We start from the raw sequence: 24942 nt of genomic DNA on the forward strand, positions 1-24942 counted from the left end.
CGCGACGTCTCTCCACGGGCCGGGCCAGTCAGCGGCATAGCAGTCCTCCAAATCAGGGTGATTCAGAGAATCACGGCACGAGCAAGCCGTAAACCGCGTTAACCCGAGTTCGGGGCCCTGGCGACGAGTGACCCCGCATTGACAGACAGGCGCTTTAGTGGTTCAGTTCGACGTCTACTTCGCGCAGGCGATAAAAAAAGATCGGGAACAAACGGCCGGATCATGAGCGGTGGTGCAATGGCATCGCCGCGGCATGATGACGGTCGTATCACCGGAGACATCCGGCTGGGGGAGGCCGCGGTGGATCGGGTGGGGCATGGGGTTCAGCGCGTGGCCTGGGGAGGCTTGCACATCCGGCGCAGGCGTACCGATCGTCAACCGTTTGCCAAGGCGGCGGATGACGCGGCATACGCCCGCGCATATATCGGTGTCGGAGACGTGACGGCTGCGGGCTACCCGCTTGATGCCGTTGCGGCCGTTGCGGCAGGTTTGTGCCTTGCGGTCGGTGTGGCAGGGCTGTTCGACCTTCTGGGCGTCGTCACCATTCCGCCGCCGGCGCTGGCGGGTGGTCTGGTTGTAGCCGGTCTGGTTTTCGGGGCGGTGCTGGTCGTGTGGCTGGTGGCGCTGCGGCGCAGTGCCGTCAGCCCGCGCAGCCTGATCGATGGCGTCGGATTGTTGTGGGACCGGATCAATGATGGCGTCGTGCTGCTGGACAGCAGCGCGCGGGTGGTGGGCTGGAATGGTGGTGCCGCCCGGATGACCGGCCTGGATGCCGGGCGCGTCGACGGCTTCACCATCGATCACGTGCTGGCGGGTGATGATCTGCAGGCACGGCTGGCGATGATCCGCCAGATGGTGCGGCAGACGGGAAGCTGGCGCGGCATGCTGGATTTCCGGCGCCCTGATGGCCGGATCGGACAGTGTGAGACCCTGGTGATGCAGTTGGCGGGGCCGCAGAGCGGTGGCGCACGGATGATGGCGATTGCCCGCGACATCACGGAGCGTGCCGAGGCCCAGCACGAGGTCACGCTGCGCGACCGGCGGTTGAAGGCCCTGATCGAAAACGTGCTGGATGTCGTGCTGATCCTGGATCGCCACGGCGGCGTCAGTTTTGCCAGCCCGAGCACCGGACGTGTTCTGGGGCTCGATCCGGCTCAGGTGGAGCAGATGGCCTTCGTTACGCTGGTTCATCCTGATGATCGCGCCCGTATCGCCGATGTCTACCGCACGGCGATCGACGATCCGCATCTGACGGCGGTGATCGAGTTCCGGGTCCGTCATCGCCTTGGCCACTGGTTGACGGTGGAGGCCATCGGCCGCAGCCGGTTCGAGGATGCGGCGGTCGGCGGCGTGGTGGTCAATCTGCGCGACGTGACCGGGCGCAAGCGGGTGGAGGTGGCGCTGCGCGCCGCGAAGGAGCAGGCCGAAACCGCCAATCAGATCAAGTCGCAGTTTCTGGCCAATATGAGCCACGAACTGCGGACGCCGTTGAATGCGGTGATCGGATTTTCCGAGGTTCTGACAGCCGGTTACGCCGGAGAATTGACGGCAAAGCAGCGGGAATATATCGGGGATATCCGGGTCTCGGGCCAGCATCTGCTATCGCTGATCAACGACATTCTGGATCTGTCGAAGGCCGAGGCGGGCAAGCTCGATCTGGTGGAAGAGGTCGTGCGTCTGCCGGCCGTGATTGCCCAGACCCAGGGCATGCTGCGGGAGCGGGCCGAGGCGGCGGGGGTCACCGTGGACATCGATCTTGTCGGGGATCTGCCGCCGATAATGGGCGACGGGCGCAAGATCAAGCAGATCGTGCTGAACCTGCTGTCGAATGCCATCAAATTCACGCCTTCAGGCGGACGGGTGGTCATGCGGGTCGAACGCGAGGCCGGCGGCGCGCTGGTGGTGACGATATCTGATTCAGGCATCGGCATGTCGGCCGATGAACTGTCGGTGGCTCTGGAAGCTTTCGGTCAGGTGGACAGCAATCTGAACCGCCGTTTCGACGGCACCGGGCTTGGTCTGCCACTGGCCCGTATGCTGGCGGAACTGCATGGCGGCACGCTCACCCTGACGAGCGAGAAGAATGTCGGCACCACGGCGACGTTGATGTTGCCGCCGACGCGCATCATCGCCGCTGGAGGGGACGCGAATGTCGTTTCGCTGCCGGTCGCCGGTGCTGCCGGGCTGCCGGGCGGGCTGCTCGCTGGGCATGACGGCATGGGTGCGGGCAATTTCGACCGCGCTGTGGCCGGCCCCTCCTGATCGCCGCCCCCTTCTGATCGCGATGCACGTCATGACGTCTGCCGGTGATCTCTGTCAGCCGGTGCGACGGCGATAGGTCCAGACCGATGCCGGCCACAGATTGAAGGGGACGAAGCGGGTCCGGCGACCATTGATGTCGGCGCGGTCGAAGGGGACCGGGCTGTCATACCAATAGGTGAACTGAACGAAGCAGCCGGCGGCCGGACGTGCCAGATCCAGCGTGTCCTGCAACAGCCGGCGGCGCAGCGCGTCGGGGCGGCCGCGCAGGGGCAGGCCGGAGACGACGCCACTGATGCGGGGCTCGATACCGCCGCCGATTTCGGTGGTGAGCAGCCGGCGCATATCGAAGGCGGACCCGGTCAGCACAGTGGCGCGTGGAAAGCTGCGCTGAACATGATCTGAGAAACTGGGGTTCAACTCGATCAGCACCAGCCGATGCTCGTCGATGCCGCGGTCCAGCAGGGCGCGGGTGATGACACCGGTGCCGGGGCCCAGTTCCACCACCGGGTCGGTGCCGTTGGAATCGATCTCGGCGGCCATGGCGGCGCCAAGGGCGCGGCTGGACGGTTGCTGGGCGCCGGTGCGCAAGGGTGCCCGCAGAAATTCACGCAGAAACAGACTATCGGCCATGTACAGATCATCCGTCAGTGGTCGCGGAGACCCGGTGTCAAATACCGGCGGCTCCGAACGCCAGTGGTCGAAGGCCTGCGGCTCTGCAGGCATGTCCAGACATCATCATAGCGACGGTTGATGATGGTGATCTATGACATATCTACGGCTTCGGCCGGTGACGGGTTAGTGCCAGGTGACGTGCTAATGCCAGGTGACGTGCTAATGAAAGTCGCGGGATCTGAGGCGCAGGGCTGGTGGCTCTGACGGCGCGGTCGGTTCTGCGGCAATGTTCAATGCCGCCAGATGGGCGGCCGTGGCGGCATCATCGGCCCGGCTGATGGCCGCGGTCAACGCCGGCTCCGCCGTATCCAGTACCTCGACCAGCAGATGGATGATCTGCCCGCTGCGCTCGACCCGGCCGCGGGCGACCAGGACGCGGCCGGTATGGACCAGCACCCGGTATCGGGCAACCATATCGGGCCGCACGATCAGGTTTGCATGGCCGGTCTCGTCCTCCAATGTGATGAAGATGATGCCCTTGGCGGTGCCCGGACGCTGGCGGGTGGTCACCAGCCCGGCCACGGCCGTGCGGCTGCCGCTTTTCGCATGGGCAAGGGACGCGACCGGCACCACACTCTGCGTGCCCAGTTCCGCCCGGATCAGGGTCATCGGGTGGCGGCGCAGGGTCAGGCCGGTTGCGGCATAATCCTCCACCATCGCCCGTGCCGGCGGGGTGGCGGGCAGGGGGGCCGCCGGCTCGGCCATGCGGCCGTCATCGCCCAGCCCCGCGAACAATGGCAGGGGATGTGTCTCCAACCGTCGCAATGCCCACAGCGCCTGCCGCCGGTCCAGATTCAAGCCGCGGAAGCCATCGGCTTCGGCAATCCGGATCAGGGCGGCAGGCGGCACAGCGGCCGCGCGCAGGGCATGGGCGGGTGAGGCATGACCCGTGGCCGGCCGCGTCGCCACCAGCCGGCGGCCATCGGCTTCGGCCAGACCCTTCACCAGCCGCAGCCCCAGACGCAGCGCCGGCTGCCCGACCTTCCCGACCTCTCCAGGCTCCAGCGTACAGTCCCAGGCACTGTGATTGATGTCCACCGGCCGGATCTCCACCCCATGGCTGGCTGCATCGCGGATCAGTTGTGCCGGTGCATAGAATCCCATCGGCTGGCTGTTGAGCAGCGCGCAGGTGAAGGCCGCGGGATGGTGGCATTTCATCCAGGCCGAGACATAGACGATCAGCGCGAAACTGGCGGCATGGCTCTCGGGAAAGCCATATTCGCCAAAGCCTTCCAGCTGCTTGAAGCAACGTTCCGCGAAGACCGGATCATAGCCGTTGGCGATCATGCCGCCGATCAGCTGGTCGTGGAAGCGGTGCATCGATCCACTGCGCCGGAAGGCAGCCATCGACCGGCGCAGGGCATCGGCATCGGCGCCGCTGAATCCGCCGGCGACCATGGCGATCCGCATCGCCTGTTCCTGGAACAACGGCACGCCCAGAGTTTTCTGAAGCACCATGCGCAGGGCCTCGGACGGGTATTCCACCGGCTCCAGCCCGGCGCGCCGGCGCAGATAGGGGTGGACCATGTCGCCCTGGATCGGGCCGGGACGAACGATTGCCACCTCGATCACCAGATCGTAATAGGCGCGCGGCCGCAGGCGGGGCAGCATGTTCAACTGGGCGCGGCTTTCCACCTGGAACACGCCCACCGCATCCGCCCGGCACAGCATGTCGTACACCGCCGGATCCTCGGGCGGCACCGTCGCCATGGTCCAGTGGCGGCCGGTGGTCTGGGCGATCAGGTCGAACCCCTTGCGCAGCGCGGTCAGCATGCCCAGCGCCAGAATGTCGATCTTCAGGATTCCCAGGGCATCCAGATCGTCCTTGTCCCATTCAACGAAGGTCCGGTCGGGCATCGCGGCATTGCCGATCGGCACGGTTTCCTCCAGCGGCCGCCGGGTCAGCACGAAGCCGCCGACATGCTGCGACAGATGCCGTGGAAAGCCGAGCAGGCTGGCGGCCAAGGTCAGCGTTGCCCGGATACGTGGCGCATCCGCATCGAGCCCGGCCTCGATCAACTGATCCCGCCCGATCGGATCATCCGACCGACCCCAGATCAGCCCTGAAAGCCGGCCGGTGGTGTCGTCGTCCAGGCCCAGTGCCCGACCGGCGTCACGCAGCGCGCTTTTGGGGCGATAGCTGATCACGGTGGCGGCCAGGGCCGCATGGGCGCGGCCATATTTCGTATAGATATGCTGGATCACCTCTTCGCGGCGCTCATGCTCGAAATCGACATCGATATCGGGCGGCTCGTCACGGGCCTCGCTGATGAAGCGTTCGAACAGCAGATCCACTTTCGACGGATCGGCCGCGGTGATCCCCAGCAGGAAACAGACCACCGAATTCGCCGCCGAACCACGGCCCTGCGCCAGAATGCCCTGATCGCGGGCGAAGCGGACGATCTGGTCGACGGTCAGGAAATAGGGCGCATAGCCCATACGGCCGATCAGATCGAGTTCGGTGCGGATACGGGCCTTTATCTCAGGCGGCGGACCATCGGGCCAGAGCCGCGCCGGATAGCGCCAGGCCAGCCCCTCGCGGCAGCGCCTTTCCAGCGCGCCTTGCGGGGTTTCCCCCTCAAGACCGCCTTCCAGGGGATAGTCATAGGACAGCTCGTCCAGCCGGAACAGCAGCCGGTCCGAAATCCTGCGGCTGGCGGCGATCGCATCGGGATAGCGGGCGAAGCGGCGCATCATCTCGGCGGGCGGTTTCAGATAACGGTCGGCATTGCGGGCCAGACGGTGCCCGGCCTGATCGATCGCCACATGCTCGCGGATGCAGACCAGCAGGTCGGCCAGCACCCGCCGTTCCGGGACATGCATCCGGACATCGCCGGTCGCCACCATGTCGATCCCCAGCCGGCCGGCCAGGGCATCGATCCGGCCGATGCGGATATCGTCGTCACCGCCCAGCAGATGGCGGGCCGCCAGATGCACCGCATCGGGAAAGGCGGCGGCCAGCCGGGCTGCGGTTGCGGCATGCAGATCCCAGTCGGGGTGAGGGCCGCCGGCCGGGCAGGACATCGGCGGCAGCAGCAGGATTTCATGATCCGGCACGGCGGCCAGAATATCGGCCAGACGCAGATCGCAGCCGCCCTTTGGCGCCCGCCGCTTGCCCAGGGTCAGCAACCGGCACAGCCGGCCATAAGCCGCCCGATCGCGCGGATAGACCAGCATGGGCGGCGCATCGGCGGGGTCCAGCCGGGCCCCCACATGCAGCACCATCCCCAGTTTGCGCGCCGCCACATAAGCGCGCACCACCCCGGCCAGGCTGGCGCGATCGGCGATCGCCAGCCGGTCGAAACCATGGGCCGCGGCCGTGGCCACTAGTTCCTCAGGATGCGATGCACCGCGCAGGAAGCTGTAATTGCTGGTGATCTCCAGTTCGACACATTCTGGTGCCTGCATGGGGATTAAGTCCTGATCTGAAGGAAAGGGGCCTGGAACGTCCAGGACCGTTTTGAAAGATCATGGAAAAATTCCATGGACGAACCAGCCGGGGACGAACCAGCCGGGGACGAACCAGCCGGGCTCCTCTGTTCCGGTCGGCGGGATATCGGCGCCGAGGCCCGGTGCGGTGCCGGCGCGGAAGACCCACAGGCGATCGCCGTCCCAGGTTTCGATGCGATAGTAATCGCGGGTCTCAGTCACCTGCCCCGGCACCTGCCCCGGCATCTGCCACCAGGGACCGTGCAGCCGTTCAGGGCCATCGGCCAGTCGCACACGGTGCAGCCGGCCGCGCCAGCGCAACTGGGCCGGCGGGTCATCGGGCAGGGCGGCGATCACGGTGACCGGTTCGGGTCGTGGCAGCAGCCGTGGCGGCCGGGGGGCGGTGGGCCGGTGCGGCCCGTCAAGCGCCGCGGGCGGGCGCGTGGGCGGCTTGTCCAGCCCGATGGCCTGTCCGGTGGCGGAAACCAGTCTGGCCACGGCTTCGGGCATGACGGCGGCATCGATCCGCACCGCCCGCACCCGGCCGCTGCCCAGCCGGGCATCGATGCGGTCGATCAGCGCGGCGATCGCCACCGGCTGGCCTGTCGGAACCGCCTGTCCGTGGCCGGCCAGCTCCGGCAGGGCGCAAGAGATCAGGCCCGGCAGGGCACGATCGGCCACGCCCAGCCGTTGCACACGGGGTGCCGACAGCACCATCACCTCTATCCCCAGGCCCGGATCGATCCGGTCCAGACGTTCGGCCAGCAGCCGCATCAGATGCACCGGGTCGCGGCTGGCCATGGCCAGCCCCAGCTCGGCCGACCGCACGGCACCATCGACGATATGGGCCGACAGCAGCAACTGCCGGGCCCCCAGACCGGCCGTGGCCAGATCGCCGGCCAGCCTGTCGATCAGAGAGGCGGTGGCGGCGGCGATGTCTTCCGACCGGCCGATCGGCTCGGCCCAGCTGATCCGCGCCTCCACCGCGGCCGGCGGCCGGCGCGGGTGCAGCGGATCGGCCATGCGGCCATACAACCGGTCGAGTGCCGCAATCACATCGGGTCCGAAACGTTCGGCAACCGATTGCCGGGGCAGGGCATTCAGCGCATCGATCCGGCGGATGCCCAGCCGCGCCAGCCCCTGCACGGCCTGTGGATGGTCTTCCACGATCGCTTCGATCGGCAGGGGGCCAACCGCATGGGCCAGGGCGGCGGCGGCATCGGCACCATCCGGCGTGATGATCAGCGATGGCTGCCTGTGGCGGGCCAGGACCGAGGCGGCAAGCGGCCCGGGGGCAATGGCGGTTCTGATCGTCAACCGCCCCTGCCGGCTCAACAGGCGCACGGCCCGCGCCGCCAAGGCCGCCTCGCCGCCGAACAGATGGGCGACGCCGGTGATGTCGAGCAGCAGCCCCCGGCCGCCATCCAGGGCGACGGCTGGTGAAAAGCGATCGGCCATATCGGCCAGCCGGGCCAGAAGATGGCGGTCTCCACGCGGATCGGCCGGCGCCAGGCGGATCGTGGCAAGCCGGGCCCGGGCCTCGGCCAGTGTCATGCCCGGCCGCACGCCCTGGTCGTGGGCGATCTGGCTGATTGCGGTCAGCACCGGTCCGCGTGGGCCGGGGGCATGACAGGCGGCCGGGCCATGGCGCCAGTCGCGCGCCGCCTGATCGTCCCCGGCCGCTGCGGCAAGGGCTGCCTGCCGGTCAAGGGCGAGGCTCGGCAGAGACAGGGCCAGCACGCGTCGGGGCAGGATCTGTCGCCGCCGGGCGGGAACGGGGATGTCTGGCATGGCGGGAACCGGATTGACGAACGGGGGGCGAGAAGCCGGCCGCCGGAGATCCGGTGACCATTCAGCCGGTGGCGCCGGGGCGGATGCCGTTCAGGCCGCCGCCGCGCCCAAGCCCGAACCAGCCGCGCCGGGGCAGGGCGTCACCGGCGGCCTGCGGTATCCTGGCCATGGCCGGTTGCGCCATGCCGGCCTCGGTCGATGCCATCGACAGCCGGCCGGGCTGGTCGGCAGACCAGCCGACCATCAGCCGGGCGGGCAGGCTGCCGCGCGCGCGCAACAGGTCCAGTTGCCAGTGCAGCCGGCCGATCGGCCGGGTCCGGTAACCGGCGGCGGCCGGCCAGGATGCCGCGGCGGCGGGCGCGGCGGTGACGGCCCAGCGGCTGGCGGCGGCGCTGGGTGGCAGGCGGGCGAGCAGGGCTGCCGGATCGTTGCCGTCATCCCGCCCGGCTGCATCGCGGGGGGCTGGCCTGAGCAGGCTGTGTGCCACCGGCCTGATCAGCAGGACCATGCCACCACCTTCCGCCGCGGCCAGTTGCAGGCGCCGGGTCGCCAGAGGATCGGCATCGGCCACCTCACCGACCACGGCTGCGACCGCGCCGCTGCGGATTGCTTCCTCCATCACCCACAGCCGCTCGGCACTGCGCCGGGCCGGCACCACCAGCAGCCGCGCCGGGTCCAGGCCGAAATCAGCCAGGCCGGGTGCATAGGGTGCCGGCCAGCCGCCGACCCAGAGCACCGGACCACCGGATCCGATGCCCCCCTGATCGGCACCCTGATGGCCGCCCGCGACCGTGGCGGCCCAGAGGGCGGCCAGACCCAGCCCTGTGCCATGGGCGGTGCCGGCTGCCGGATAGTCACCGGCTTCGGCCGTGATGATTTCGTGCAGCCGGCCAAGGGCCAGCCCGCCATCGCCCAGCAGGCCGTCGATCTCGTCACAGCCGGTGCTGATCACCCGCACTGCCGGATCGTTGCGTCCCGAAGCTACGCGGGCCGGAGTGGTCTGGCCTTCGATCCGGGCGATGGTGGCCTTCAACTGAGCAATCTTGTCGGGGCGTGTCGCCGCCCGCCCGCCTTTGGCCAATGTCTTGTCCACAAATGCCTCGTCCACAAAGACCTCGTCCACAGGGACGTCGTTCACGGGGGTGTCGTCCACCGCCCGTGGATCGGTCTCGCGCAGTGCCGCTTCGGCGGTGGCCATCGCGGCCGCGGCCAGAAGCCGTGACGGTCGCACGCGGATGCCCGGATCGCGGGTCTGCGGAATGCTGCGCGGGCTGGCAAGCCGATCGGCACGTGGCATGGCATCCTCCGAGTGTTGCGGGCATGATCCAGCCCTGGCTTCCGTCACCATGCGGGCCAGATCGGCCAGCATCGGTGCGGGCGGCAGACGGCCGCCACAGGTGCCGAACACCCGGTCATCGCCCGGCAGCCGGCGCATGACCGGTCGCGCCGGCCTGACCTGCCATCCCGCGATGGGCAGTCCGGCCGCGGCCGGCAGCACGGGCGGGGTGGTGGTGGTGGCGACGATGCTGAACGGCCTGATCGGCGGCATGGTATCGGTCCCCCTGGAGCGCGCCCTGGAGCGGTTGATCGGGCCATGCCGGAGGCCGGCGGGCAGATCATTTTGTTCTCTTTTTGTTCTAATCCCGGGCCGGGATGGAGTCAAGCCGGAGTCTGAGACCGGCATCCGGAGCGGCGGCTTCCGTGCCGCTGTCATCGTCTTCTGTCCATGATCGTGGATGCGGTTTCCCTTGCGTCGTCGCCTGGAGCGCGCGAGCATGAGTGATCGACCAGATCGAGCCGGAGCCACCTGCCGCAGACAGGCACCCCGCATTGCTGCCGGGGGGTTCCGTGACAATCGGAAAGGGACGGATCGCGGACCCGCGTCGCGGGGGGCGATTGACATGGCGGATGCTGTGGGGCGGATGCTGCCCGACCGGTACCTGCCACGCACCCCGACGACCAGACCACGTCCCCATCACGTCCCGCGCACCCGGCCGGGACCGTGCGGCCCAGTTGGCCGACCGCGGCCTTGGCCCGCTGGGGAGGATGTCCATGTCCACGACCATGAATGGTACCAGGGGCGGTGGGGCGGCGATGCCCGACAGAGCACCGGCGGCGCCGCGCTGCGCCGCCCTGATCGGCCCGTATGGCACCGGCAAGACCAGTCTTCTGGAAGCGATGCTGTGGATTTCCGGCACCACCGCCAGGCTTGGCCGGGTGTCGGACGGCTCCGCCCGCGGTGATGCCTGGCCCGAGGCACGTGGCCAGATATCGGGTGGATTGACCCTGAACACGGCCCGGATCGACTATCTGGGCGAGCGCTGGACCATCCTCGACTGTCCGGGCGCCGCCGATTGCCGCCAGGACATGCGTGACGTGTTGAGCGTCGCCGATGTGGCGGTGGTGGTGTGCGAGCCCGACCCGGCGCGGGTGGAGGCGCTGGCGCCGATCTTTGCGCTGCTTGAACGCACGCGCATGCCGCATATGGTGTTCATCAACAAGGTCGACACCTTGAGCGTGCGGGTTGCCGAGATCCTTGATGCCCTTCAGTCGGTCAGCCGCCGGCCGCTGGTGCTGCGCGAGGTGCCGATCCGTGAGCACGGCCCCGGCGGCGCCGAACGGGTGGTCGGCCATGTCGATCTGGCCAGCGAGCGCGCCTATCGCTATCGGCCCGGATCGGCGTCGGAGGTGGTGCGGCTGCCGGCATCGTTGAGCGCACGGGAACAGGATGCCCGGCGGGTGATGCTGGAGACTCTGGCGGATTTCGATGACGTGCTGCTGGAGCAGCTGCTGGATGAGACCCAGCCGCCACGTGCCGAGATCTATCAGGATCTGGGCCGCGAATTCGGTCGAGAACATATCGTGCCGGTGTTCTTCGGCACGGCCCTGGAAGGCTTCGGCGTGCGGCGGCTGATGAAGGCGCTGCGCCATGAAACCCCCGATGTGACGGTGACCGCCTGCCGCCAGGGTGTCCTCGCCCCGGGCGAGATGATGGCGGATGGTGCGAGGACCGGGGGCGAGAGCGCCGCCGCCGGGGCGGAGGCACCTGTCCGCGGGGTCGATGACGGACGGATGCGGGCGCGGGTGTTCAAGATCCTGCATCTGCCGCATCTGGGCCGGGTGGGGCTGGCGCGGGTCTGGTCCGGCACCGTTGCCGAAGGATGCGATTTCGCCGGCCAGCGGCTGGGCCAGACCGGCATGCTCGATGGACCGGCCCTGATCCGCCGTTCCGATCCGGCGGTTGCGGGCGAGGTTGTGGTGCTACCGCGGCTGGAAGCCGTGCCGCCGGGGGTACTGGTCGATGCCACGGGTATTCTGGATGAACCCGATGACCGGCGGCACGTGCAGGCCCCGGCGCCGATCGCGGCGCTCACCCTGGTCGCCAGCCGCGCCGCCGACGAAACCAAGCTGGGTGCGGCCTTGTCCCGGCTGGTTGAGGAGGATCCGTCCTATTGCGTCGACCCCCGCCCCGAGACCTCGGAGACGGTGCTGATGGGGCAGGGAGAACGCCATCTGGCTCTGGCGGTGGAGCGGTTGCGGCTGCGGTTCGGAATCGAGGTCGAGGCCCGGCCACCGAAGATCGCCTTTCGTGAGACCCTGCGCCGCCCGGCCGGTGCCCGCGGCCGCCACAAGCGGCAGAGCGGTGGCCATGGCCAGTTTGCCGATGTCTCGATCGAGGTCGTGCCGCTCGATCGGGGCGAGGGCTTTCATTTTGAGGATCGGACCGTCGGCGGATCGGTGCCACGCAATTACGTGCCGGCCGTCGAAGCCGGCATTCGCGATGCCCTGACCACCGGGCCGCTGGGGTTTCCGGTGGTCGATGTGGCGGTGGCGCTGCTGGATGGTCAGCATCATGCGGTCGACAGTTCCGACATGGCCTTCCGGACCGCGGCGCGTCAGGCGATGGCCGATGCCCTGGCCGAAGGCGATCCGGTGCTGCTGGAACCCTTGCGGCCCGTGAAGGTGACGGCGCCGGGCACGGCCACCGCCCGTATGCATGCGGTGCTTCAGGCCGCCCGTGGCCAGATCATGGGATTGGAGGCGGTGGCCCAGCCGGTTGGCTGGGACCGGATCGAGGCGCTGGTGCCGGATGTCGAGCTTCCGCGTCTGATCATCGATCTGGCGGCGGCAACCCAGGGTCTTGCCGAAATCACCGCCGGCGATCCCCGGCTGCAGGAGGCGCCCGGCAAACTGGGTGAACGGCTTGCCCGCACCCATGCGGCCTGATCTTGCCGCGACAACCGGGCGGATGATGCTGTAAACATGAGGAGGTCAGACAACACAGCATCGGCCGGATACCGGGCGGACCCGGGTGCCTGATATGGCAGGGGGCAGGACAGGGCAGGCCGATGTGAAACGGCGCGGCTCGCCTTGCACCGGGTCTTGGCCTGCACCGGGTCTTGGCCTGCACCGGGTCTCGCAGGCTTGCACCGGGTCTCGCGGGCTGCAACACTTCCGCCATGGAACATTGATGTTCCACGGAACGTCGCAGCCCGCGGAATCCACAGTCCGAGACGGCTGCAGGCCCGGTCCGGTGATCCGGTGAGGAGATAGGGCGTCCGTGCGCATCGGCATCCAGCATCGCAACCGACCGGAGAACGGGGCGCCGGGCAGTCAGCGATCGAACCAGACCACAGCCGGTGGAGCCGGGCTTGCGAATGTCAGCTTCGGCAAGCTGATCCGGCCAATTCTGGGCGTGATGCTGATCGGTATTCTGCTGGTCGGCGTGATTGTGGTATCGGCCGCGATCGTTCAGGACCGGGGCGCGCTGTCTGAACAGCAGCGGCTGGTGAAGGGGCTGTATGACGCCCGCGTCGATGATCTGCGGCGCACCATGATCGACTATACCTGGTGGGACGATGCCGTACGGGCGGCATCGTCACCGGTGGATATCGCATGGCTGACCGATAATTACGGGGCTTATATGCACCGGATGTTCAGCCTGGACGGCAGCGTGGTGGTGCGCCCGGACCTGTCGGTGGTGTATCTGGCCGTGGCCGCTGAGGCGGCAGGTGATGGCGTCGAGGTCGACCGGACGGCGCTGGCGCTGTTGAAGGCGGTGGCGCCGCTGGTCGGCCGCACCTTTACCGCGTCGAACAATCCTCCCGACGCCACCGCTGCCGTGGTGCGGCTGGGCGACCGGTCGGCTCTGGTTCTGGTCGCACGGTTGAGCGTGTTTGGCACCGAACTGGCCGCGGCCGGGACCGACCCTGCGGCCCTGGTGGCCTATGAATGGCTGGACGACAGTTTCATCGATCATTTCGCTGTGGCCGGTCTGGCCGATATGGTCGTAACGCCGCATAAGCCCGCATCCGACGCGGCTTTCGCCCTGGGTGACGGCGACAACCGGCCGGCGGCCTGGCTGAGCTGGGAACCGTCGCGACCGGGCCGGGCACTGCTGGTGCAGACCATGCCGCTGGTCGCGATTGCATTGCTGCTGATGATGGGGCTGGTGTGGAGTGCTGCGGCACGCGCCCGGCAGGCCGTGCGGACCGTGACCCACCATGCGCGGCTGGTTGCCGACCGCAACCGCCAGCTCAGCGCGTCGGAACAGCGGTTCCGGGACGTCTCGGGCATCACCACCGACTGGATCTGGGAAATCGACAATAACGGCTGCTTCACTTATGTGTCGCGCCGCATCGCCGACCGGCTGGGGCTTGCCGCCGAGCGGCTGATCGGCACCCGGCGGGCCGAATTGCCCGCCGCTGACTGGCGGGCTGCCGAGGACCGCCGCTGGCAGGCGCATCTGGCGGTGGTCGAGGCCGGCGAGAGCTTCGAGGGGATGCGCTATGAACTGATCGATGCCCAGGGTGGCCGGCGGATGATCGAGGACAGCGGCCGGCCGATCCTGGACGCGCGCGGCCGGATCATCGGCTATCGCGGGGTCTCCAGCGATATCACCGACCGTCTGGAGGCCGAGGCGCGTGCCTGGACAGCCCATCGCCTGATGCTGGATGCGCTCGACAGCACCCGCGAGGGGATCGCGATCTATGATCCGGAGCTTCGTCTGGTGACGGTGAACCGGCGGATGGTCGACCTGTTCAGCATGGTCGCAGACCTGCTGGAGCCGGGCGCCCGGCTTGAGGATCTGATCCGGGCCGGTGTGACACGGGGTGCATATCGCAGCGGGACGGCGGGGACCGTTCATGCGGCCATGCGCCGTTACGCCGAGATCCAGAGCCGGCAGGTCGACGGGTTGATCGATGTGCAACTGGCCGATGGCCGGATGATCGAGTTGAGCGAGCGGGCCACCGCCGATGGCGGGTTGGTGGTGGTGGCACGCGATGCCACAGACATCCGGCGCCGTGAACGAGCCCTGGCCGAAAGCGAGGAACGCTTCCGCGCCATTGCCGAGGCAGCACCCCTGCCGATGCTGATCGTCATGCACGAAACCCGCCGGCTGCTGTTCGCCAACCGCACCGCCATCGAGGCGTTCGGCCTGGATGACATGGTGGGGGGCGATATCGCCGGCGGCATCGTTTTCGACCGGCTGTTTCCCGACCCTGCCGTTGCCGGTCTGGCCCTGGCCGAATTGCAGGGCATCACGGCCAGCGAACGGTTCGAGACGCCGATGATGCGGGCCGATGGCCGGGCGTTCTGGGGGCTGCTTGGCGCCTGCGCGCTGCGCTATGCCGGTGCCGCGTCACAACTGGTGGTGGTTCATGACATCACCGACCGGCGGTTGGCCGAAGATGCGTTGCGCAGCCGCGAAACCCGGCTGCGGCGGCAGAACGGCGCCATCGCAGCAATCGCCCATGGCGGTGGCCTGTTCACCGGCGACCCGTTGAGCGTGATGCGGGTGGTGGCCGAGACGGCGGCGGAAATCATCGATGTCGGCCGGGTCACCATCTGGCTGGCAGGGGGGTATGACACGGTGGTCGATGCCGCCAGCCGCGCGGCCCCCGGCAATTTTGTCTGCGTCGACCATTTCGATGCCAGTGCCGGCGCGCACATGCCTCTGGATCAGCGTCTTGCCGAAGACAGGCGGATGATCTCGATCACCGCGATGCCGCGCTATTTCGCCGCCCTGATGCCCGAAAGGGTGCTGGTGGTGGAACATGCCATTGGCCATCCGGCCATGGCCGAAGTGATGGACCTGCCCCGCGGCGGCAACCGGCTGGGCGCGCTGATGGATGCGACCGTGCGGGTCGATGGCCGTCTGGTCGGGATTCTGTGCTGCGAACATTTCGGCGCGCCGCGCAAATGGGCGCAGGATGAGGTGAACTTCGCGGGCTCTCTGGCCGATCTGATCGCCCTGGCTCTGGTGGGGGCGGAACGCCGGCGCGCCGAGGCCGCCCTTCTGGACGCCAAGGAGGCGGCCGAACTGGCCAACCGGGCCAAGAGCGAGTTTCTGGCCAATATGAGCCACGAATTGCGCACCCCGTTGAACGCGGTCATCGGATTTTCCGAAATGATCGCGTTGGAGACATTGGGGCCGGTGGGTAATCCGCGCTATCTGCAATATGCCCGTGACATCACCGATAGCGGCGGCCACCTGCTGGCGGTGATCAGCGATATTCTCGACATGTCGAAGATCGAGGCCGGCCGCCTGGATCTGGACGAGAGGCCGGTCGCCCTGGCGCCGATCGTCGTCCGCACCCGCGGTATGGTGCAGGCCCGGGCCGATGCCGCCGCCATCACCCTGGAGACCCGGCTGGCCCCGGATCTGCCCAAGATCATGGTCGATGAACGGCGGATGAAACAGGTGCTGCTGAACCTGCTGTCGAATGCGGTGAAGTTCACCGAACGCGGCGGGCGGGTCACCGTTCATGCCACCCTGCCTGACGATGGCGGGCTGGACATTCATGTCAGCGACACCGGCATCGGCATTTCACCCGCCGATCTGAATCGCGTGCTGACCCCGTTCGGCCAGATCGAAAGTGCACTCAGCCGACGCTTCGAGGGCACCGGGCTGGGGCTGCCACTGTCGAAGGCGATCGTCGAACTGCATGGCGGCCGGCTGGAGATCGACAGCACCGTGGGCATCGGCACCACGGTGACCATTCATCTGCCGTCGATGCGGGTTGCAGGACGGCTTCATGTCGTGGCGGGAGGCGAAACATCGGCGTCCACTCCCTGATCGGGAATGCCCATCGTCAGCGCTGCCAGTGTCGATGTTCTGGGCACAAGATCGCGCAGCACGGATGGGCCGGGCTCGGGCGGCAGCGGGTCACTCAGCGGTGGTGGCGGCATGACCAGGATTGCCGCCACCACCATAACCGTTCGAAACATCGTGCCGCGCCCGGTCACGGCATCAGCACCTGAACCAGACAGGTGGCGCTGGATGTAAGGTTATAGATGTTGATGCCCTCGCCTTGGCAGGCGGGGGTCTTGTTCATGATGCCGCCGGTGGCGGGCAGACCGTCATCCAGTTCCTGATCCAGTCGCCGCGCCTGTTCGACCGTCAGCAGGGGCCCCGAGTTGTCGCTGGTCGCCATGTTGCCGATCCGCAACCAGGTGCCGGTGGAATCTTGAAAGACCTGGTACTGACCGCCCAGCGGCGTTGCCGGCACCAGGACACCCGTCGCCGGGATCTTCAGATTGGTCAGGAACTGCGCCGCGGTCAGATGCTGCCAGACCGCGGCGCTTTCATCGCTGGGGCCGGTGCCGGCCAGCACGCCGTCGCCATTGCCGGACGCGAGCCCCGTTCTCAGACCAGCGGCACCGGCATAATCTCCCGGCAGGGCGCCATAGCGTTCCTGAAACTGGGAGAAGGCGGTCCGGATGGCACCGACATCCGATATGAGCGCCTGCACGCGGGTATTGCCGACCATGCCTTGCGCCTGCAGAACCGTGCCGACCAGCAGGGCGATGACCACCAGGGCAATCGCGACCTCGACCAGGGTGAACCCGCGATCGCCATCGCCCGGCCGGTCGCGCCGATCGCTGGCGCCAGGAGCGGGCTGATCCGTGTCGGGGCGGATGGATGTGATGTCCGTCATCTTTGGGGCTCGCTTTCATCTGGGATGGGAATCGGGGGAAGGATGTTCGAGGTGGGGGCAGGCGGAAGCGGCGGCACCGCCGGGCGATCGCGGGGCGACGGAAATGGCAACGGTCTGGGATCGGTGGTGAAGCCGCGATACAGATCGATATCGGCAGGCGCCACGGTGCCGCTGCCCTGGCCCGCGCCGGGGGCGGCCAGAATGGTGGCGCGCAGAAACACGACCAGTTCCACCGTCCGGGTCTGGTCGCTGTCGGCGCGGAACAGCCGGCCCAGCCAGGGCAGATCCTTCAGCACCGGTGCGCCGCTTTCATCCAGGCGGGCGCGTTCTTCCATCAACCCGCCCATGATCATGATCTCGCCCGACTGCATGCGCAGAACCGAGTCCAGCTCGCGCACCTCCACCACCGGCACCAGGCTTTCCACCTGGTTCTGCGACACCACCGCCACGCCGGGATCGGGTACCTCGCGGGCGACGCGGGTGATGGTCGGGCGCACGGTCATCACCACGGTGCTGCCGTTGGACGACACCACCGGCTGCACCGCCAGCACCAGACCGATCGGCACGGTGTTCAGGCGGGAATTCACCGTCAGCCGGGTGTCGCCGGTCTCGTCATCGGTCTCGCGTTCCACATCCAGCGTGAAATAGACCGCGTTCTCGGCCACTTTCAGCAGGGCGGTCTGGTTGTTCAGCACCGTCATGCGCGGGCTCGACAGGGTGCGCACCGCGCCGAACCGTGCCACCAGCCCGATCAGCGCATCGATGTCGCTGCCATTGATGCCCACGCTGAACACATCATCGACGCCGTTGGCGATCCGGGCGGCGGGTGCACCGAACCGGCCGCCCAGAACCACATCGCCCGACAGCACCGCCGACCAGTTGATGCCCGCCTCATAGCCTTCGTTCAGCGCAACTTCCACCACCCGCGCCTCGATCAGCACCTGGCGTGCCGCCGTGCGGCGCAGGCCGTCGATCACCCGGCGGGCGGCCTCCTGTGCGCGGGCATCGCCATAAATGGCGACCAGACCGACACGGCGGTTCACCGTCAGCCGCGGGCGGGCGGGATCGGCGGCCATGACATCGGCGGATGCCAGAGCCGGAATCCCCAGCACGGCCGCCAGCGAGCCTTCCAGATCGGTCCAGAAATCGCCGTCGGTGTGGTTGCGGATCGCGATCGACGATCCGTTGCGATCGGCATTGCCGCCACCACCGGCGCCGACGGTGTCGAGTTCCGACGAGGCGGCAACCGCGCCCTGCACGCTGCGCACCATATCGGGCTGCTCGATGCGATAGGTGCGGACCACCGGCCGGTCGCGTTCCACCACCAGAACGCCGTCCTCGATCCGCGACACGAAGCCCGCCTGCCGGCCGATCGCCGCAAGCGCCCGTCCCAGCGGCGCCCGGTCCAGCGACACCCGTGCGGCACCATCCAGCGCCGGATCGATCACCACATCGATGCCGGCCTGCCCCGCCAGTTCCGCCACCAGATCCGCAACCGGCACCCGGTCGGTGGCGGTGATCGTCACCGGGCGGTTCAACAGCGCCAGATCGGCGGCGGATGGCACGGCGACGGCCTCGTCATCATCGGGATCAGGCACCGGCGGTGGCTGGACCACCGGTCCCTGATCCACCGGCCCCTGATCCGGCGGCGGCGTGGCGGACGGTCTGCCTGCGAGCGCGCGATAGTCGTCGCGGTTCAACCCCTGCGCCCGGTCGCGCTGATCGGCGGCCCCGCAGGCGGCCAGCATCAGGGCCGGCAGCATGATCAGAAGCATGATCAGCAGGGGCCTGATCGGCCGTGTCGGCAGGCGGGGGATCATCGGCACGCCTCCAACGGCAGTTGCCCGGCGGAGCCGATGCACAGGGTCTGACCGATCTTCAATGCCACGGCGACACCACGACGATCGGCGGCGATGCTGACATGATCGCGACCCACCGCCCGGATCACCGGATCATCCGGCGACGGTTCCGCCGCGTCGCTGATCCGGCGGCCGTTCAGCCACAGCCGCCAGCCGCCGTCACGGCCGCGTGCGATGCCATCCAGTGTCACCAGCCGCGGCGGCGGGGCGGCATCGCCACCGGTGTCGTCATCCGCCGCGTCGCGCTGGTTCAGCCGCCGGCGATGGTCGGCCATCGACAGCATCAGCGACCGGAAGCTGCCGTCATTGAGGCGCGCGCGATGGGCGGCGGCGGCAGGCGGGATGGCGCTTTCGGCCGCGAGATAGGGTGCCAGCGGGTCGGCGGTGGTCATGGTCCAGCCGGGCAGCGATGCTGGATCGATGGTGGTGAAGCGCAACGCCACCCGGGCGACAGTGGCGCCTTCGGCCGGCTGGTCGCGGATGCTGATCAGCGAAGGCACCGCGCGGCCGGGCAGAACCGTCCGCATCGCGGCGATGGCCAGTCGCAGTTCCACATCCGACGGCGCGGTCAGGTCCGCCGTCACCACCACCGGTCGCAACCGTGGCAGCAGGTCGTCGGACGGCGGATGGGGCAGGGTGCGGGGCCCGGACTGCCGACCGGCCGCCGTCACCGGTTCTGTCGGGGCGTCGCTCAGCGACAGGCGGATCGCGGTGACCCCCGCCGCCGCGGCCCGGTCGCTCAACGCGCGAAGCAGCGCGCCCGGCGGTGGTGGCATGAACAGCGGTCGCGGGTCGCGTGCCAGAAGATCGCGCCCCGTCTCCAGTCGCCATTGGGCCGCTTCGGCCCGGGTCCGATCGGTGGCGGCGGCATCGGTCAGCGCGGCTGCCGTCTCGGCGCGGGCCGCGGCATCGCGTACCGCCAGCGCCAGCCGCAGATCAACCGCCCCGACCATGATCACCGCCACCACCAGCAGAACCAGCGGCAGCGACAGGGTCCGCCGCCGCTTCGCATCGTGACTGGTATTCTGCTGCATCCCGGCCACAGGCGCGGCGGTCCCACGCGGTTGCCCCGGTCGCCAGCCACCTCGCGGTCGCCAGCCGGTCCGCAGTTGCCAGCCGGGCCGCAGTCGGCCGGCCCGAGAGGCGATGGCCGGTGACATCGGGCCCGGCATGGAGGCCGGCGCCGCCGTCGTGGATTGCAGTGGCGGGCCGCCCCGCCGACAGACAGCACCTGCGGTATCGGTGGTGGCAGGTTGCTGCCTGTCCGGGATCAGGACCACCTTGCCCAGAAACGGGGCCGCCGCGTCCGGCATCGGGCTGTCTGCGACCACAAGCTCCATGGGCGGCCGGGTCAGCGGCGCCATGGCCTGGGCACTGCCGGCGGGGCCGTTCCGGGCCACCAGGCCAAAGGCGGCGGCATCGATCGCTCCCAGAAAATCCTGCCGCCGCTGTTCGGCGCTGGCGGCATCGGGATCGGCGATCGACACTGTCAGGGTCAGCATCAGATCGCCGGGCTGGCGTTCGATGCCGGAGATGACGATGCCGTCGGGTCGCAGCATCGCCAGCTGGTCGAGCACGCAGATCAGGTCGACAGGGTCCGCCGCCTCCATGGCGGCCAGTCCGGCCAGGGCCGCGGCCACCCGCTCGCCGGCGGCGATCCGTGCCGGAGCGGCACCGCCGGCCATGCGGGTGGCTGCCTCCAGCATCGTGCGGGTGATCAGGCTGCGATGGCTGGCGATCTCGGACGCGTCGACCAGCCGCGCCGCCTGCACACCCGGCAGCACCACCGCAAGTGCCAGCCCCAGCGCCGCCACTGCCATGCCCAGCCGTCGGGGGCCGGTCTCACCAAGGCTGGCGGTCAGCCCTTGAGCCGCCGTCGTGCCCCGGCCGGGCGTATCGCCGATGGTCCGCAGGTGCGGCAGCGGCGCGCCATCCACCAGCCCGGCCACCGCCATCAGCGCCAGATGCCCCGGCGCGGCCCCCATGCCGCTGATCCGCGGCGGTTCCACATGGCGTGGTGGCTGGTCGTCATCCTCCGGCGTGCCGCGTCCGGCTGCCGAGAGTCCGGCCCACGGGGTGATCTCCGGCCTGGTATCGCTGAGCAGGATGGTGTCGAGTGCCGGGGATTGATGCTGCCGCCGCAGATGTCGTCTGACAGCCCGGCCGCCATCCATCGCCGCATCGGCCGCGGACAGCCCGTCGAGCGGCCGCCGGCTGGCAAAAACCGGATGGCCGGCTTCATAGAGGATCTGGTCGATGGTGCCGGCATGACCGGCCGTGGTCTGTAACGCCACATGCAGGGCGGTCCAGCGGGGACCGGCAACCACTGCCATATCGGTGGGAGCCGCGTCGCCGGCGGCGCTGTCGACGGTCGGGCCGGGCAGGGCGACCGGCGCAACCGGGCATAGCCGGATATCTGCGGCCGAGGCGTCTGCGACCACCTGCATCAGCGCATCATCGGCGGCGATCAGGCTGAGGCTCAGCCGCATGGGCCGTCGCCGGGGGTCTTGCAGGGCCTGGTTGTCGGATGGTGGCAGCGGCGACAGGCAGGCGAAGCCGGCGGTGATACCCAGTTCCTGACCGGCGGCGTGGCAGCGGCGGTCTTCGATGGCGCGTCGCATCCGCCGGCCCAGCCGCGGCACGGCGATCACCGCCACCGCCGGCCGGCCGCGATCGACCACCAGCGGGATCGCGGCCCGACGCCACCAGTGACGACCGGCATCGGTTGCGAACTGCCGCCATCTGCCGGATGTGTCGGGGCCGGGATGCGCGATCAGCCCGTGCGGGTCGCCCGGCACCCGGCCGATCGTCCAAAGCCGCCCGCCCTGATCCAGCAGCAGCACGGGGCGCGGCGTTCGTGGGCCGATGACCGACCGCTTCATCCGCCGACCTCTGCCAGACCGGAATAGAGCGCGCCCAGCACCAGCCGGCCGATGCCGGCGATGACCAGAGCCAGGACCATCACCAGCGCCGGTTCCAGCAAGGCGGTCAGCCGGTCGACCGAGCGTTCGATGCTGCGATCCAGCGCCTTCACGGCGCTGCGTGCCGCCTCGGTCAGCCGGCCGGCGGCGGCGCCCGCGACCAGCGGCCCCTGGGCAACCGGTGGCCAGGGTTCCAGCATTGCCAGCGCATCGGCGGGCGGCATGCCGCGTGCGATCAGGCGCCGGGCATCGTCGAGCCGGCCGGCAAGGTCGGGATCGGCGGCACCGATTGCCGCCAGTGCCAGGGCATCGGTCACCGGCGCGCCGGCATCGGCCGCCAGAACCAGCGCCCGCAGGCTGCGCGCGGCCGCCAGTTGATGACGCAGCCGCATCACAGGCGACCAGCGGTCCAGCAGTCGGGCCACGCTGGGTCTGCGGCTTGCCAGCCGCAGGCCCAGAACCAGTGCGACCGGCAGGCCGATGATCAGGCCGATGGCCAGTTCGGGCGCATCGCCGATGGCGATCGCCAGCGCCAGGGTGGGGTCGTCGCTGTCCACGCCCAGCTCGGTCATCAGGCCGGCAAGTTCCGGCAGGGCGCCGCCGATCAGCGCCACCATCGATGCGGTGGTGGTCAGGCCCAGCACCATCGGATAGCGCAGCGCGCGGGTGATGCGGCCATGAATGCCGCCTTCCATCTCGTGATGGCGGGCTAGATCCTCGATCGCCCGAACCAGACGGCCGGTGCGTTCGGCCACCGCGAACACCGCCGGTGCCACCGGGCCCAGATCGGACGCGCAGGCCGCGGCGGCGTCGGTTGGCGACCGGCCGGTGCGGATCGCCCCGGCCATGGCCGCGAACGGCCGCGCCACGGTGCGGGCAAGGCCGCCGCGACAGGCGGCATCCAGCGCTGCCGGCAGATCGCGATCGGCCGACAGATGCAGCGCCACCGCCGACCAGCCTTCGGCCAGGGCGGCATGGCGTTCGGCCTCTCCCGCAAGCAAGCCCGACAGGCGCGCCCGCCACCGTCCGCCATCGCGGATGCGGCGAATGGCGATCGGGTCCAGTCCGCGTGCCTCCAGCCGGCCGGCGGCCGCATCGACATCGCTGGCCGCTATCCGGCCACGGATCAGCGTGCCGTCGGCATCGACGGCACGGAACCGCCACAGGCCCGCCTGCGGCCCGGCCATCGGATCGGATGGTGTGGTCATGCGTCGAGCGGCCCGATCACGGCTTCGATCTCGGCCCGCGTGGTCTGGCCGCCGGCCAGCAGGTCGCGGGCATGGTCGATCAGCCGTCGGTGCCCGGCCGCGGCGAGGGCGGCCGCCAGACGCGGCCGGGGCGCATCCTCGGCCAGCAAGGCCTCGAACGCCGCATCCGGCACCAGCAGTTCGCAGACCGGTATCCGGCCACGGAAACCCTGAAAGCCGCAGGCAGGGCAGCCACGCGGCCGCGCGCGCACCTTCATGCCGACGGCATCTGGATCGCGCGGGACCGGATCGGTGCAGGATGGGCAGACCCGCCGGACCAGCCGCTGAACCACCACCGCCGACAGCACGCCTGCCAACCTGACGGGCGACAGGCGCAGATCGCGCAGCCGGTCGATCACCCCCAGAACGTCGCCGGCATGCAGCGTGGTGAACACCCGGTGGCCGGTGATCGCGGCGCGATAAGCCATGGCGGCGGTCGCCTCGTCACGCATCTCGCCGATCAGCAGCACGTCCGGGTCCTGGCGCATCAGCGACCGGATGCCGCTGGCGAAGTCCAGCCCCGGCAGGCGCGACAGGTCGGTCTGGCGAACGCCGTTGAGCGGGTATTCCACCGGATCTTCCAGCGTCGCCACTGCCAGCCGCCGCCGGTCGATCGCGCCCACCAGCGCCCGCAAGGTGGTGCTCTTGCCGCTGCCGGTCGGCCCGGCCACCACGATGATCCCGTCGGGCCGCAGCACCACCCGGGCCAGTGCGGCCGAAACCGGCGGCGCCAGCCCCAGCCCGCCAAGCTGCATCAGTTGCCGGTCGGCATCCAGCAGGCGCAGAACCGCGGCCTCGCCGTGAACCGTCGGGTGGGTGGCGATGCGGATATCCACCGGCAGGCCGTCGGCGCTGGTGGTGAAGCGGCCATCCTGCGGTTGCAGCGTGACCACGGCATCCAGTCCCGCCAGCACCTTCAGCCGGGTGATCAGGCCCAGCGCCAGGCTGGCATCCAGCACCCGATAGGCGTTCAGCACCCCGTCGATCCGCAGCCGCAACTGCATATGGCCGGCGGCGGGATCCAGATGAATATCCGATGCCCCGGCGCGCACCGCGCTGGTGATCAGCCCGTCTGCCAGCCGGGTGATGCTGCTCTCTTCCGCGGCGGGCGCATGGGCATCGCGGAACGGATCGTCGGATGCGGCGGCCTCCGCCGCCATCGTCAGGCCGTCGCCATGGCCGCGATCGGTGGCGGCGCGGATCATGGCATCCACCAGTTCCGTACCGCGATGGAGATGGCCGATCAGGCCGGCAAAGGCCGTGCGGCCGATGACCACGCCCGTGATGCCGCCGCCATGCCCCAGGCGACGCCGCATGGTTTCGGCCGCCGCCAGATCGTCCGGATCGAGCATGGCAAGGACCAGCCGTCCGGTCGTGACGGCGATCGGGACCGTGCCGGCGGCGACCAGCGCCTCGGCGGTCATCCGCCGGCCCAGCGCCGCATCGAGCGGCGGGTGGTCCGGCCCGCCATCCACACCCGCCCACACACCCAGGCGGGATTCGGTCGCCAGCACCGACACCAGATCGGCCTCGTCGACCAGCGCCATATGTTCCACGGCTCGCACAAATGAGCCGCCGGGAATGCGTGCGGCCTCGCGCCGGACCAGATCGGCCGCATCCGGCGCGATCAGCCCCCGCGCCACCAGCGCATCAACCAGATCCCGGGGCCTGCTGGTGGAATTGCTACCGTTAATCATATTCATAATGAAAATCCACTACCTATAGAAATAACGCAAAAGCTGTGGAATAAGACCGTATAAGGTGTTCTGGTTATCGAGATACCATCGTCTAGAATGAAATACTGAAGGGGTTATCACTT

Annotated in this window: 12 protein-coding genes; 3 read left to right on the plus strand and 9 right to left on the minus strand. The window is 69.1% G+C overall.

The features are described 5' to 3' along the window. The first annotated feature begins 438 nt into the window (after window positions 1-438). Window positions 439-2262 carry a PAS domain S-box protein gene (locus tag WG924_RS23110; RefSeq protein ID WP_345935409.1) on the plus strand — a complete coding sequence of 608 codons (1824 nt, stop codon included), beginning with the start codon at window positions 439-441 and terminating at the stop codon, window positions 2260-2262. A gap of 54 nt (window positions 2263-2316) precedes the next feature. Here WG924_RS23110 and WG924_RS23115 read toward each other — a convergent pair whose 3' ends face one another. The 4 genes from WG924_RS23115 to WG924_RS23130 form a co-directional block, all read right to left on the minus strand. Then, a complete protein-coding gene (locus WG924_RS23115) occupies window positions 2317-2892 on the minus strand; it encodes a class I SAM-dependent methyltransferase (protein ID WP_345935410.1) in 576 nt (191 codons plus the stop codon). A 201-nt stretch (window positions 2893-3093) separates the two neighbouring features. Next, window positions 3094-6342, minus strand: a complete 3249-nt coding sequence (locus WG924_RS23120) for an error-prone DNA polymerase (RefSeq protein WP_345935411.1) — start codon at window positions 6340-6342, stop codon at window positions 3094-3096. Window positions 6343-6402: 60 nt separating this feature from the next. Continuing rightward, window positions 6403-8154, minus strand: a complete 1752-nt coding sequence (locus WG924_RS23125) for a Y-family DNA polymerase (protein ID WP_345935412.1) — start codon at window positions 8152-8154, stop codon at window positions 6403-6405. A 61-nt stretch (window positions 8155-8215) separates the two neighbouring features. Further along, window positions 8216-9703, minus strand: a complete 1488-nt coding sequence (locus tag WG924_RS23130) for an ImuA family protein (RefSeq protein WP_345935413.1) — start codon at window positions 9701-9703, stop codon at window positions 8216-8218. 503 nt (window positions 9704-10206) lie between these two features. Here WG924_RS23130 and WG924_RS23135 point away from each other — a divergent pair. Both WG924_RS23135 and WG924_RS23140 read left to right on the plus strand, forming a co-directional pair. After that, window positions 10207-12381, plus strand: coding sequence for an elongation factor G (locus tag WG924_RS23135; protein WP_345935414.1), 2175 nt, complete (start codon window positions 10207-10209; stop codon window positions 12379-12381). Window positions 12382-12715: 334 nt separating this feature from the next. Further along, on the plus strand, window positions 12716-16234 hold the full coding sequence (locus WG924_RS23140) for an ATP-binding protein (protein ID WP_345935415.1): 3519 nt from the start codon (window positions 12716-12718) through the stop codon (window positions 16232-16234). A gap of 166 nt (window positions 16235-16400) precedes the next feature. Here WG924_RS23140 and WG924_RS23145 read toward each other — a convergent pair whose 3' ends face one another. Genes WG924_RS23145 through WG924_RS23165 form a run of 5 tightly spaced genes read right to left on the minus strand, consistent with a single transcriptional unit; the run spans window position 16401 to window position 24826 of the window. Then, on the minus strand, window positions 16401-17096 hold the full coding sequence (locus WG924_RS23145) for a type II secretion system protein (protein WP_345935416.1): 696 nt from the start codon (window positions 17094-17096) through the stop codon (window positions 16401-16403). After that, complete coding sequence (locus tag WG924_RS23150) at window positions 17093-18916, minus strand: type II secretion system protein GspD (RefSeq protein ID WP_345935417.1); 1824 nt, start codon at window positions 18914-18916, stop codon at window positions 17093-17095. The genes WG924_RS23145 and WG924_RS23150 overlap by 4 nt, the downstream gene beginning before the upstream one ends. Beyond that, complete coding sequence (locus WG924_RS23155) at window positions 18913-21837, minus strand: hypothetical protein (protein ID WP_345935418.1); 2925 nt, start codon at window positions 21835-21837, stop codon at window positions 18913-18915. Before WG924_RS23155 ends, WG924_RS23150 begins: the two co-directional genes overlap by 4 nt. Next, complete coding sequence (locus WG924_RS23160) at window positions 21834-23084, minus strand: type II secretion system F family protein (RefSeq protein WP_345935419.1); 1251 nt, start codon at window positions 23082-23084, stop codon at window positions 21834-21836. The genes WG924_RS23155 and WG924_RS23160 overlap by 4 nt, the downstream gene beginning before the upstream one ends. Continuing rightward, window positions 23081-24826: a GspE/PulE family protein gene (locus WG924_RS23165; RefSeq protein WP_345935420.1), complete on the minus strand. Its 1746-nt coding sequence runs from the start codon at window positions 24824-24826 to the stop codon at window positions 23081-23083. Before WG924_RS23165 ends, WG924_RS23160 begins: the two co-directional genes overlap by 4 nt. Window positions 24827-24942 lie beyond the last annotated feature (116 nt).

It is taken from the genome of Tistrella arctica, assembly GCF_039630945.1.
Lineage (GTDB): Bacteria > Pseudomonadota > Alphaproteobacteria > Tistrellales > Tistrellaceae > Tistrella > Tistrella bauzanensis.